Source organism: Vibrio sp. KUL70 (genome assembly GCF_059725515.1).
The window spans coordinates 1,767,517-1,781,028 of record NZ_AP045834.1 but is presented as its reverse complement, the minus strand read 5'-3'; the positions used below and the strand labels follow the sequence as shown (position 1 = coordinate 1,781,028).

Annotated in this window: 10 protein-coding genes; 7 read left to right on the top strand and 3 right to left on the bottom strand. The window is 46.0% G+C overall.

Annotated features, from left to right (window positions below):
• Positions 1 to 100: 100 nt before the first annotated feature.
• The 6 genes from AC6I7V_RS07700 (at position 101) to AC6I7V_RS07675 (ending at position 5,763) form a co-directional block, all read left to right on the top strand.
• Positions 101 to 1,474, top strand: a complete 1,374-nt coding sequence (locus AC6I7V_RS07700; RefSeq protein WP_498010603.1) for a YcjX family GTP-binding protein — start codon at positions 101 to 103, stop codon at positions 1,472 to 1,474.
• An 11-nt stretch (positions 1,475 to 1,485) separates the two neighbouring features.
• The gene (locus AC6I7V_RS07695; RefSeq protein WP_498010602.1) at positions 1,486 to 2,538 is read left to right on the top strand and encodes a YcjF family protein; all 1,053 of its coding nucleotides are present in this window, start codon (positions 1,486 to 1,488) and stop codon (positions 2,536 to 2,538) included.
• A gap of 105 nt (positions 2,539 to 2,643) precedes the next feature.
• Positions 2,644 to 4,188 (top strand): transcriptional regulator TyrR, encoded by a 1,545-nt coding sequence (gene tyrR, locus AC6I7V_RS07690; protein WP_261881684.1) that lies wholly within the window; start codon positions 2,644 to 2,646, stop codon positions 4,186 to 4,188.
• 9 nt (positions 4,189 to 4,197) lie between these two features.
• Positions 4,198 to 4,776 carry a ribosomal protein S5-alanine N-acetyltransferase gene (rimJ, locus tag AC6I7V_RS07685; RefSeq protein ID WP_255230571.1) on the top strand — a complete coding sequence of 193 codons (579 nt, stop codon included), beginning with the start codon at positions 4,198 to 4,200 and terminating at the stop codon, positions 4,774 to 4,776.
• Between the two features lie 98 nt (positions 4,777 to 4,874).
• Positions 4,875 to 5,351: a DUF2947 domain-containing protein gene (locus AC6I7V_RS07680; RefSeq protein ID WP_152468896.1), complete on the top strand. Its 477-nt coding sequence runs from the start codon at positions 4,875 to 4,877 to the stop codon at positions 5,349 to 5,351.
• A 196-nt stretch (positions 5,352 to 5,547) separates the two neighbouring features.
• Positions 5,548 to 5,763, top strand: coding sequence for a hypothetical protein (locus tag AC6I7V_RS07675; protein WP_032548757.1), 216 nt, complete (start codon positions 5,548 to 5,550; stop codon positions 5,761 to 5,763).
• A 126-nt stretch (positions 5,764 to 5,889) separates the two neighbouring features.
• Here the strand turns inward: AC6I7V_RS07675 and AC6I7V_RS07670 are convergent, their stop codons facing one another.
• From AC6I7V_RS07670 to AC6I7V_RS07660, 3 genes are all read right to left on the bottom strand, one after another.
• Positions 5,890 to 8,727: an Hsp70 family protein gene (locus tag AC6I7V_RS07670; RefSeq protein ID WP_498010601.1), complete on the bottom strand. Its 2,838-nt coding sequence runs from the start codon at positions 8,725 to 8,727 to the stop codon at positions 5,890 to 5,892.
• A gap of 246 nt (positions 8,728 to 8,973) precedes the next feature.
• A complete protein-coding gene (locus tag AC6I7V_RS07665; protein ID WP_498010600.1) occupies positions 8,974 to 10,932 on the bottom strand; it encodes an Hsp70 family protein in 1,959 nt (652 codons plus the stop codon).
• The gene (locus AC6I7V_RS07660; protein WP_032548760.1) at positions 10,932 to 11,564 is read right to left on the bottom strand and encodes a DUF2760 domain-containing protein; all 633 of its coding nucleotides are present in this window, start codon (positions 11,562 to 11,564) and stop codon (positions 10,932 to 10,934) included. Before AC6I7V_RS07660 ends, AC6I7V_RS07665 begins: the two co-directional genes overlap by 1 nt.
• Before the next feature lie 348 nt (positions 11,565 to 11,912).
• Between AC6I7V_RS07660 and AC6I7V_RS07655 the strand changes: the two genes are divergently transcribed.
• Positions 11,913 to 13,463 (top strand): sensor domain-containing diguanylate cyclase, encoded by a 1,551-nt coding sequence (locus AC6I7V_RS07655; RefSeq protein ID WP_498010599.1) that lies wholly within the window; start codon positions 11,913 to 11,915, stop codon positions 13,461 to 13,463.
• The last annotated feature ends 49 nt before the right edge of the window (positions 13,464 to 13,512 follow it).

The following is a 13,512-nucleotide window of genomic DNA, read 5'->3' as shown; positions in this document are numbered from 1 at the left end:
AGGACAGGTGCATTCATTTACTTCTCTTTCTTATCCCCTGTTTTTGAAATGCGCTCGTAGGCAGTTAAGCATGCGAGCCAAGTATAACGGAGTCGTTCGAATGAAAAAAATAACACAAGAAGTGAGTGACTTTATCAGTCGAGGAACGGATTCTCATATTAGAGTGGCGGTGACTGGCTTATCGCGCGCGGGTAAAACTGCTTTTATCACTTCCTTAGTGAACCAACTGCTGCATACCTCAACCCACAATAACTTGCCCCTGTTTACTGCGGCGCGAGATGGACGCTTAATTGGCGCAAAACGCATCCCACAGCACAACATGATGATTCCGCGCTTCTCTTATGATGAGGCGATGGATGCGCTGCATGCAGAGCCACCATTTTGGCCAGTGCCAACGAGAGATGTGAGTGAGATTCGCTTGGCACTCAAGTACAAGCCAGCGCGCGGCGCAAAGAAGCTGCTCAGTAAAAATAGCACCTTGTATCTCGATATTATCGACTATCCGGGAGAGTGGCTACTGGACTTACCGCTACTGGATATGGATTTCGATACTTGGAGTCAGTCTCAGTTTGCCGCGCTGAAAGGTCAGCGCGCTGAATTGGCACAAGTATGGAGAGAGCAAGCAAGTGAACTGGATCTACTTGTCGATGCGGACGAAAAGCGCTTGGCTGAGATCGCGGACACATACATTCAATATCTACACGGTTGTAAAGAGCAAGGTTTGCATTGGGTTCAACCGGGGAGATTTGTCCTGCCGGGTGAACTAGAAGGTGCACCTGTGCTTCAGTTCTTCCCATGTCTTGAGCCAGCGGAAAAATATGGCAAACAGAGTAATTACGCGGTATTAAAAGCGCGCTATGAAGAGTACCAACAGAAAGTGGTAAAGGCGTTTTATAAGAATCACTTCGCTACGTTTGACCGCCAAATCGTGTTGGTCGACTGCTTACAGCCTCTAAATGCTGGCCATGACTCTTTCATGGACATGCGTGGTGCACTAGAGCAGTTATTAAAGAGCTTTAAATATGGGCGTAGCAATATTTTGCGTCGTCTGTTTGCGCCGAAAATCGACAAGATCCTATTTGCAGCAACCAAAGCAGATCATGTAACACCGGATCAGCATCCCAATCTCGTGTCTTTATTGCAGCAGATGGTTCATCCAGCTTGGCAGCAAGCGGCCTTTGAACACATTGAAATGAGCTGTATGAGTATCGCGTCGATTCAAGCAACCAGTGCAGGCTTCATCGCCTCAGGTTCGAGTAGCCAACCAGCGCTGCAAGGCACCACATTGGATGGGCAACCACAAACCATGTATCCAGGTGAAGTGCCGAAGAAGTTGCCGCACAAAGACTATTGGCGACAGAATAGCTTCGATTTCACTAGCTTCAGGCCTATGCCTCAGCATTCTGATGAACCTTGTCAGCATGTGAGAATGGACAAAGCACTTGAATATCTTATTGGCGATAAACTGAAGTAGGGGGTGAAAGAATGAGTGAATTGAAAACCAAACAAGTCTTCGACCAACCACTGAATAGTGAGTTTGCTGATGAAGAAAAACGTCAAGATACGCCAGAGCTGAATGCACAGACCGTATTTCAACAGCAAGAGAAGTTCATTCCTGCTGCTGTAGAACAAGACAGCGAACAGCAGGGGGAACCAGAGAAGCAGCTGGAGCAGGTCATCCGTCCAAGTCGCGGACGTAAATGGCTGGCTTCAGGTCTACTAGCGGCTTTTGCTGGCTTAGTAGGCTGGCAAGCCATCGATAGTGTTATTACTGCTATCCAAACGGCAGATTGGTTATCACTTGGTTGGGCAGGTTTTATGGCGATAATTGCTTCTCTTGGCCTTGGTGCTATGGGTAAAGAGTTGTGGAAATTGCGCTCTTTGAGAAACCACTTCAGTGTGCAAGAGCAAAGCGAAGTGCTACTGAAAAGCGATAGCGTCGGCAAGGGCAAAGCCTTCTGTGAAGATATCGCCAAGCAGGGCGGCATTATTGCTGAGTCGCCAGCGTTTGATAAATGGAAGAACAGCATTAACCCAGCGCACAGCGATGCCGAAGTGCTAGATATGTACGATGCGATTGTCGTGTCGCAACAAGATAAGATTGCTACCAATCTTGTTACACGATACTCAACAGAATCTGCAGCCCTTGTCGCTGTAAGCCCATTGGCCGCCGCAGATATGTTGCTGGTGGCTTGGCGTAATTTCACCATGATCGACAAACTGGCTGATGTTTATGGTATCGAGCTAGGTTACTGGTCGCGTTTGAAATTGTTCAAACTGGTATTGGTGAACATGGCGGCTGCGGGTGCTAGTGAGCTGGCAATCGATGCAAGCATGGATCTCGTTTCGATGGACTTGGCGGGCAAAGTATCAGCGAGAGCGGGTCAAGGCTTGGGTGTTGGTATACTGACAGCCCGTTTAGGTTTAAAGGCGATGGCACTGCTGCGACCAATGCCTTGGCATCAAGATCGCAAAGTGAAGCTATCACATATGCGCAAAGCGGTGGTTCACGAGCTGAAACGTATCGCAATTAAATAATTATTGAGAGAAGAGTAAACATCTGTTTACTCTTCTTCTTGACTGAATAGAGGCCTTAATTCACACTACTGTCAACTTATCCTGACACCTTGAATAGGAACACTTGTGCGTCTTGAAGTATTGTGTGAAGACAGACTCGGTTTAACCCGTGAGCTGCTTGATATTTTAGCAACCAAAAGCATCGATCTACGCGGTATCGAGATTGATGTTAAAGGTATTATTTATCTGAATTGCCCAGATATAGACTTTGATGCCTTTAGTGAACTTATGGCTGAAATTCGTCGAATTTCTGGTGTAAAGGATGTCCGAAAAATTCAGTTTATGCCAAGTGAAAGGCATAACACAGAGCTGATTGCACTACTTGCCAACCTTCCTGACCCGGTTATCTCTATCGACCTTAAAGGGTCAGTAGACATGGTTAACCATGCCGCGCTTAATCTGTTTGGTAAGACAGAGAAAGAGGTCGTGGGTGAGCCTATCTCTACTTTTGTCCCTAACTTCAACTTCAGTCGCTGGATTGAAGGTGACGTAAAACGTCATCGTCAGGTTGTGGTTTTGGATGGTTTAGACTTCTCTATCGAGATACTCCCTGTTTATCTAGGTGGCGACGTTAATGAGCCAGTGCTGGCAAGTGGTGTAATGACCATTCGTTCGTGTCAGCAAGATCAAGCGCAGCAAGATTCACTATCAGAGCAAAACAATTTAGGCTTTGAACATTTTGTCGGTGTCTCTAACCGTCATAAGGCGCTGATCAGCCAAGCTAAGAAACTGGCGATGCTCGACCAACCGCTGCTTATTGAAGGTGATACGGGCACAGGTAAAGAAATGCTAGCGAAAGCGTGTCATAACCGCTCTCATCGCTCTTCATCGCCTTTCCTTGTCTTGAGCTGTGCCTCAATGCCAGATGATGTTGCAGAAACGGAACTGTTCGGCCACGCTCCAGGTTCGTTTAACCATGAGCAGGGCCATAAAGGTATTTTTGAGCAAGCGAACGGTGGTACGGTTTTCCTCGATGAAATCGGTGAGATGAGCCCACACCTGCAGATTAAGCTACTGCGCTTCCTACAAGATGGCAGCTTTAGACGTGTTGGTGAAGAAGAAGAGATGCATGCAGATGTGCGCATTATCGCTTCAACTCGCCACAAGCTCTCTGAACTGGCAGATTCCGGCTCCTTCCGTGAAGACCTGTTCTACCGCTTAAATGTACTGACACTGTCGATTCCAGCACTGAGAGAGCGCTCGAATGACGTTGCGCCGCTACTTGAGCTTTTTGTGGCGAAGTACGCACAGCAACTCGGTATGCTAAAGCCCAAGCTCACTGCAGAACTGGTTGAGCAGCTTGGTAATTACCAGTGGCCGGGTAATATCCGCCAGCTTGATAATATGGTTCTACGTGCGCTGACAGAGCTGGAAGGTGATACTTTGGCGATTGAACAGTTCCATTTGCCGCAGTTAGAAACCATGAACTCTGGTATGGCTAACCTTAGCCTCGACGGTTCACTGGATGAGATAATGAAAGACTACGAATCGCAAATCTTAGAGAAGCTTTATCAGTCTTTCCCATCGAGCCGCAAACTCGCTAAGCGATTGAATGTGTCTCATACCTCGATTGCCAATAAGCTTCGAGACTATGGTATCCGCAAGAATTAGGGACGTTTGATGGAAGATAAGAGCACTCCTGAGCGTCTATATAAACGTTCAGGTAACCTGATTGTGCGTACTGCAGAAATAGACGATGCGTCTTTGATCAGTGGTTATTTTCAAGCCAACCGTGAGCACTTAAAGCCTTGGGAGCCGACTCGTGAAGAGGCGTTTTTCGAACGTACTGGTTGGGCCCAGCGTTTAATCAAGCTCAATGAACTGCACAAAATGGGGCTGGCTTATTACTGCTTGATTATCAACGCAGAGACCAACGAGATGTTAGGTACTGTGTCGTTCAGTAACCTATCTCGATTCCCATTTCATGCGTGTAACTTGGGTTATTCCCTAGCGAAAGATGCGCAGGGCAATGGTTACATGCGCAAAGCGCTTCGTATGGCGTTGGATTACATGTTTGAAGTGCAGAAGATGCATCGCATCATGGCAGGGTATATCCCACATAATGAAAGAAGTGCGGCGGTATTACAGCATTTAGGCTTCGAGAAAGAAGGGTTTGCTAAAGATTACCTTTTGATCGACGGCCAGTGGCGAGATCATGTCCTCACTTCATTGATCAACCCAAATTGGGAAGAGAAATGATCGCGATGATCTAGAATTAGCATTTACTGAGCGTTTAAGCTCGGTAGGAAAAATATCAAGCCGATTGAACAAGGCTTTTTAAAAGTTAAGGAAATTTGATGTCATATACAACTTTGGACGAATACCAAAGAAAATGGATTTTCACTCATCAGTCAATGCCATTGCCTGCTGAAGACTTAGAAAAGATCAAACCTATGACACAGGCGCGCGCTTCGCAGTTCTGGAAAGAGAATGTAAGCCCACAGAGCCCAGATGCAGATAGATTGAGCTCGCAAGACTGGCCAAGCAAAGCATCTAACTGGGAGCAAGAGATCAGTTGGATGGAAAACTGGGAAGCTGACGAACCCGATATGCCACAAGAGATCTTAGACTTCATTGACTGGCAAGATGACGTAACTGTTTACTTTTGCTATGAAAAATACAATGTTCTTGAGACTAAATGGTCGGTATTTAAGAAGCATTGGAAGAACTTTTTGTTCTACGATGATGGCCCGATTTTACTCGGACGTCGTCGCTCACAAGCACTATGGTTTGCAACCAATGGTACAGTGAAGATCGGTAATCGCGCGGAGTAACAACTCGGTATGGGTTTGGCGTGATCAGATGAACAAAGCGGGCTCAGTGCTCGCTTTTTTGATCGTGCTGATTGGATAAAAACTGACCTGATAATTAGCTGAATTCTCAAAATGAGATCGCTATCTCATTAGTTTATTTGAAGTTTTTCGCCTGTGAACTAAATTTATAGTACTGCCTTAGTGGAGGTGAAGTATTATGATTTGGGAAACTCTCGAACGTGTAAATAAACTTCGCAAGGAAGCAATGGAAGATCCAGATTTCTTGGATTCGGCAAAAATGCATGAGGAGTGGATATTGAACGAAACTCATCAGCCAACTAAACGAGGAGCAAAACCGAAGAAACCTAAAAAACTGTCTGATATTTATGAACACACGGATTTTACGATTAACCCAACCGGAACAAAACATTAGTAATGACAAACCACATTATGGTTCAACGATTTAAATGGTTAAACAAGGTAACCAACATAAACTAAAAAGCCACTTTCAATCAGCGAAAGTGGCTTTTTTATTATCAACTGGTCGTATTAAAACGGATTAGCTCTGAATTAAACTCAGCCCGCTTGGTAGAGCATCACCAAACACACGCTTAGACTCGCTTTCTGAAAGCTCAGTCACTTCAGTCACCAGTGTTAGCCATGAGTCTGGCACTTTACTGCTCTTCAACTTCTCGATAACTTGTGCGCGGAAATCATCAGAAATATCGAATAAGCGATCGCCCGTCTTACGACAAATCATGACGGCTGCAAAGGCAATCATAGGCTCTTTGTGCCAGTTCTGCTCAAGTAGCTTAGGTAGCCATTGTTCAGCTTGCTCACGTGGAATGACAGTGTGTTGGCTTCCATACAGAGGTGTACGAGACGCCAAACGACCCAGTGCCCACCAGTGTGCTTGCTCGAACTGATTATGATTAATCGCTTTGTTGAGGAACCAAGTCGAAAGTAGCGCTTTGTCTTCGACTTCTAGTTGCTCTAAAGAAGCTGCCAAGCGAACCATAGATTCGTAACCGTGGTCTTGCGCATCTTTCGCTGATTTAGGATTCTTCATCGCACCCGGGTGTAGATACTTAGCAATATCTGCCAAGATGGTCTCTTGCTGCTCTTGGTTCAAGCCGCCTGCGACACGACGCCAGAATACCCACCAGTCCGTCCAACCTTGGTGATTCTTGAACTGAATACCTTGTTGATACAGACCCCACAGTTGTTCCATACGCCATGAATCCGTTGGATCACCAAAACCGGGACGCATGGAATACCCAGCCAAGCGAAGCCAGTTTTTCTCGTGGGCTTCAGAGCGGCGGCGGCGTTTTCTACCGAGTGAGAAGGTATCAAATAGGTGACGCAAGGTGGTGAAATCCCACTCATCCCGTTTCCCTAAACGCTTTTCAAGATCTTTAGCGAGTGTCTTAATCTCTTTTGAATCGGCACTTTTCTTATTCCCACTGTAGAGGCGAGATATGAGCTCTTTACACTCTTCAAGGCGAGGGTGGAGCTGCTCTTGCTCAGTATCATCACCTTGCTTATTGCGAACCTCAAACTCCAACGACCAACGCTGGTTGTCATCATTAACACTCACACACTCCATTTTCAGTGTGCCGACTTCTGTTAATTGGCAAGCAAGCTGAACCTCAACACGCTCTTTCTGGTTAGCTTGAAGCTCTTTGTCATCCAAGCTTTCCAGCGTTGAGATATAAGGCGGTAACGGTGAAAAAAGATCCGCATCGACGTCAACCATCACGCCATTTTGAATCGCAGTATCGTGAGCGATCTGATCATGAGTGGAAGTCAGTAGGTTGAATCGTACTGGTTCGCCAAGAGTTAAAGAGAAACGACGACTGCTTAGACGAATCTCGTGACCTTCTTCGGTACCTTTAGCCAGTAGACAAAGTGCTTTGCCCATCTTGTTCTTTTCTTGTAGATGCAAGAAGTAAGAACGAGCGGCACCACCGCCAATTTTTAGTTGTGCGCCACGACGTGCTTTACCAAAGGCAACGGCACCTAAAGCGACCGACCAATCTGGATGCGGGTTATCTAATACGGTGATATCCGAGCCTCTCCAACCACTCATTAATTGAGTGATACGATCGGTTACCAAGTCACTGTTAAACACACCACCGTTCAATAGGATGGCTACTGGAATCGCTGGTGCAGACTCATCATGCTCAATTGAAGAGTTTTCCAACGCAGCTTTTGACACTTGTTGGTGCTGAGTTAGAAACTCGGCAATGTGTTTGCTTACTGCTGGATCAGCAACATACGGAAGACCAAACTCGACCACCGCACTGCGGCGTTTGTCTGGAACTTCATTAAAGTCAGAAAGAGGGAAGAAGCCTTCCAGAGCAATCTGATGTACTTCGGCCTTGGTCAAGCCAATACTCTTTGTACCACCAAGTAGCTTTGAACCACTACCCAGCATGGTGATTTTCACATCCTCTGGCGCTTGGCTTGAGAGTAGGCTCTCTTTAGCGCTTCGAGTTTGCTGAATCAGCTTGGTTAGGCTAGAAGCATTCAACTTTTTGGTTTGGTTGAAACGCTGCTCAGCAAGGTGCGCTAGAGCCAAGTCTAGGTTGTCACCACCAAGCATTAGGTGTTCGCCAACACCAATACGATCAAGGGCGAGCTCTGCTTCACCGCCATTGTTGGAATTAAAGCGTGCTTCAATCAAGCTTAAGTCGGTCGTACCACCACCAACGTCACACACTAAGATCAGCGGCAGTTGTTCAAGCTCTTCTGCCGCTGTTTGCTGGTGGCGAGCATACCAGTCGTAGCAAACCGCTTGAGGCTCTTCCAGTAGTAAGATCTTGTTAAGACCCGCCAGTTGAGCCGCTTCTAACGTCAATTTACGCGCTGTTTCATCAAACGATGCGGGTACTGTTACCACAACATCTTGATCTTCTAGCTTGTTACTTGGGTTGCGGTAGTTCCAAGCTTGACGGATATGGTTGAGGTAGCTTGCACTTGCTACAACAGGTGAGACTTTATCGACGTCACTTGCACCTGCCCATGGCAAGATGTCCGAATTACGGTCTACAGCTTGGTGAGAGAGCCAACTTTTAGCACTGGATACCTGACGACCTTCAACTTTAGCGCCGAGTTCACGTGCCCATTCACCAACAATCACATTACTAATATCGCCAGCGACAGGTTCAACGTCCCAAGGAAGTGTAAGATCGTTTTGCGCAATCTGCCCTTGAGCTGGGTGATAACGGAAAGAGGGGAGTAGAGGTTTACGGACCACTTCGCCAGGGCCGATAAGCTGGTCGATGTCGAACAGAGAAACAGGGGATTGTTGTAAATCGTCGGTGATTTCACAGTAAGCCACCACAGTGTTGGTGGTACCCAAATCGATACCGACTAAGAAACGAGGAGATGCCATACAAAACCTTATTCTTCTCAAGTGATGACCAGTTTGTTGAAAGAGTTGGTCTTATTGTCGTAATTCTTAAACGTCATTCCCGATAAGGAGGTATTACATCAATCGTGATAAACAATTGAGTCGGGAATATCATCACTTTGGATTTCAATGTATCGGTTGAAAACAGATTCTCTAGGTTATCCGTATCAGCGGCAGAGAATCACGCTTTGATAAAATAACGGCACCCGCGAAGGTGCCGTTGAATCATTATGCTTGCTCGTTTGAGTCTTGGTTCGAATCTTCACGAACGTCAAACTCAACGTGCCACTTCTGACCGTTGTCAGTCGCAATTGCTTCTAGGTAAAGCGTACCTAACTCAGTGACGCGTGAAGCAAGCGTTACAGGAACGACTTCGCCTTCACGACGACCTTCAGACACAGGCAGAGTCACTTGGATCTCTGGCAGTTCTTCTAGATCTTCTGGTGCCCAGTGGTCAAGGTGAGTACCCGCCTCATCGTCACGGCGTGTCGTCGAACCGAAGAATTGGAAGTGAACCGGTTGACCGATGACTAGGCCGAACTCTTGGCTTGGTACTTGAACACTTGAGCCCTCTTCCATACCAAATGGAGCAACACACAGTGCTTCCATTGGAGGAGCCATACCTGGAATAGCTGGCATCGCACTTTCAATACCTACGTAGTAAGCAGAAGCGATACCACCGCGAATACGTACGCCTTGGCCACGACGAACAGCGCCGTAGTAAGAAGCACCGCTTGCAACGGCAAGATCAAGATCCAGACCAGAAAGTTGCTTAGCAAATTCTGCATCTGCATTGATTAGCCATTCGTTGATCGTATCTGAAAGACGATCAGCCAGTAGGCTAGATTTCAAAACACCACCGTTGAATAGGATAGCGGTAGGTTTGATGAAATCAGCAGCAGGCGCTTCAGCACCCGGCATGCCTGGCATGTTTGCGAATGGGTTGAAATCTTGCTGAGTCGTTTCTTCGCCACCTGATAGCGCGTTTGCTTGCTTAGATAGGAAAGCCGCAATATGGCGCGTGATGCCCGCATCTTGAGCGTAAGGCAGACCCATTTGAGTCAGTGCACCACGTGTTTTCTGAACTGGGTGATCAGTTACAGCCACTTTAGGGAAGAAGCCATCAACCAGAGTTTGCTGTACTTCCTGTTGTGTCAGTTCAGTTTTTAGTGTTGCACCCAGTAGCTTAGAGCCACGGCTTGGAACAACGATTGGCACAGATTGCAGCTCGGCATCGTTCAGCAGCGCTTCTTTTGCGTCACGACATGCGTGCGTCATCGCTTGAACTTGCCAAGGAGCCAGCTCTTTGCCTTCTTGTGCTAGCTTCATCTTCAGACGGTAAGCCAGCGCTAAATCCATATTGTCACCGCCGAGTAGGATGTGTTCACCTACCGCGATACGGTTCAGAGTTAGATTGCCGTCGTCTTCAGTCACTTCTACCAAAGAAAGGTCAGTCGTACCACCACCGATATCGACAACAAGCACGATGTCGCCAACTTCAACTTCATCACGCCACTGATCGTTGCTGTTATCGATCCAGCTGTACAGTGCCGCTTGTGGCTCTTCAAGTAGAGTCAGGTGAGTGAAACCAACGTTACGTGCTGCTTCTGCCGTTAAGTCACGAGCTGCAGGGTCGAAAGATGCAGGAACAGTAATGGTCACATCTTGCTCAGAAAGCGGGTGTGATGGATTAGCGTGGTTCCAAGCTTCTTTCAGGTGCTCTAGGTAAAGCTCAGTCGCTTTCAGCGGTGATACTTTTTCAACTTCTTCAGGGCTACCTGCAGGAAGGAAAGCATCACGACGGTTAACGCCAGCGTGACATAACCAAGATTTCGCGCTAGCGATTAGGCGGATTGGTGTTTTTGAGCCAAGGTTACGAGCAATTGCGCCAACCAGTGCTTTTGGTTCTGTTGACCAAGGAAGCACGCGTGACGCTTCGTTCATCTCGTGTTCGTGAGGCTGATATAGGAACGAACCCAGTTGGCTGCGTGTTTCTACTGTACCCGGAGCTGTAAGCTGAGGGATTGGCATTACTTCTACTCGCGCATCTTCATTAGTTGTATCAATGAAAGACAGCACACAGTGGGTAGTACCCAAGTCGATACCTACGCTGTATTTAGCGCCTTGCTCTTGTGCTGGTTGCTCTTGAGACGAAGCGTCTTGAGATAAGTGGTTATGCTGTTCCATTATAGTTCTACCTCTGCAGGAGCAATAACCGACGCATCGTAGTTTTCAGCCAGTTTAGGCAGCTTCATTTCAGTCGCTTTCCAGCCTTTGTGAACAAGCGTACCGTTGAATGGTGCGCTACCAGTTACGTTACCTGTTAGACGAACTTCTTGTGGGTTGAAACCTTCAGCTACAGTAATGCGCGTCTCTTCGTCTTCGCTACGGATGTGAGATAGAGTTACGTAGTCACTCAGTACTTTTTGGCCGCCAGTGTGGATAACACGTGCTGCAGCACCAACTTCTTCGTCAGAGAACGACGTTAGGTCTTCTTTTAGGAAGTCAATCAGGCGAGCTTCTTGTTGCATGATAGATAGAAGCTGCATTGCAGAATCTGTGGATGCTGTTGCTAGCTTAGATTCAACTTCTACGACTTTTTCGATAACTTTTTCTACTTCAACAACTTTCTCAACTTCTACGATCTTTTCAACCGGCTTTTCAACTTCAACAATTTTCTCTACTGGCTTTTCAACCACTTTCTCGACGACTTTAGATTTGCGAGATACAGCGATCAGCAGTAGTAAAACGCTTGATGCAGTTAGACCTGCGTGAAGCATATCAAACGTTTGTGGGATAAGGTTTAAATCAAAGTTCATTGTGATTTCTCTTTAGATTGATTTAACGGTATATTCGCTGGTATATGTGAATATACTGGTTGGAAAGAAGAGTCATTTACCTTGGGGTAAGAGAGTTTCTTTCAAGCTATAAATATGAATGGATACTAGCATATTCAAGGTCTAAGAGCTTTATTTAATGTTTTTGATAAAAGGTTTTTTTGGTGTGTTAGCTTGAAAAGTAACCGAGATTTGTTGCTTTAATCGCCGTTTATGTCCGCAGTTTGTGAATAGTGTCAGCACTAATCCAAAATAATCCCTAAAGGGTAATAGAGACTGTTATATTGTCGGTGTATAATTTAGAATCAAATAATATGTTTTGGAAGGTCCATGCCCCATACTATCGACCCTAGAACTGGGTTGAAAAAACGAACACTTCCGTTAGTTACTTTTTCTGTCACGTTTTTGATAACACTGTTGTGTCTTGTCGTTGTTGCCATAACGCAAAGCCGATCCTTAAAGGCAAACTTAAACAGCTTTGCTGATCATCAAACTCTGAGTTTGGAAGCTTTCATTGACAACGACGTGGCCTATATTGGCTCTGGCGCAAATTTCTTTTACTCCAATGATCCTCAACATTGGGATAAGTTCGACCGTTTCGCTGAGCAAACCGTTAACGGTTCCAAAAGTCTTATCGGTCTGCAATGGATGCAAAAGGTCACAGCAGATGAAATTGATCAATATACGGCGAAAATGAAAACGCTGTACCCATCTTTTGAACTCTACACTATCCCTAAACATGGCCCTAAAACCTATGGCTACGTTCTAGATGGCGAGCCAGCATTTGTCGCAACCGACGTTTATCCAAATACAGAGCGCAATAATCAAGTCTTAGGATTCTATTCCTCCCGTGAACGCTTTAGGCTCATCATAGATAATATACGTGAGACTCGAAAAGCGAACATTTCGGATAAAGTACGATTATTGCAGGATGGTTTGAGTCGCGATCTACCCAAAACAGGTATGTTGGTGTACCACCCAGTATTTGATGGAAAAACCGATAATCTGCTCGGTGTGGTGATTGGAGTGATCCGCACAACCTTCTATTTTGAAAACCTTCTTGCTTCAACTGTGGGTGATATGAATGTACATGTTCGTGTTACGGATCATGGATTTGAAGCAGAAGATGCCCCTATTTTATTCGAGTCTGACGGGTTTGAGGACATCGATGGGCAGCGTATCACTAAACATATCATGCTGACCAATCGACAATGGACAGTCGACTACCAAATCAACTCTTACATCTCTTCCAATGGCTATTTGGTATTGGCGGGTATCGCGCTAGTGGGAACCATGATTTCCCTGTTACTGGCGTACATTGTGAACTTGCAAGTAAGGGAGAAAGAAAGACTCTATCAAATGCTCGATAAGCGTACCGAAGAACTTCGTTTTCTTGCTAATCACGATAGCTTGACTGAGATTTACAATCGCCGCGCGTTTAATAAAATGCTCGATAATGCCATACGAAGCGACAAGCCTTTTAGCCTCATTGGGTTTGATATTGATAAATTTAAAGCGATAAACGATGAATACGGCCACCCCGCTGGTGATGCTTTGTTAATGCACGTGGTTAAGGTTATTTCCGTCAGTCTCAAGTCTGGAGATAACTTGTTCCGAATTGGTGGGGACGAATTTTGTATTCTTTCATCTATTGCTGATAGAGAACAGCTGTCGAGTTACTTGGACTCTATTCTAAATAAGGTACGAGAGACAGTTTGTGAGCACAATGGTCAGACACTTCGTTGTACATTGAGTATCGGTGCGACTATTCGCGTGAATGAGGGGGTAGAAGAAACTCTTCAACTTACCGACAGCATGCTCTATCAAAGTAAAGTGAATGGGCGAAACCAGGTGACAATTGCAGGTGATTTGAACACTTAACAGCCTTGGGGTCGAGATCTTGAAAAGGCTCAGGTACAATCCCTGCTTT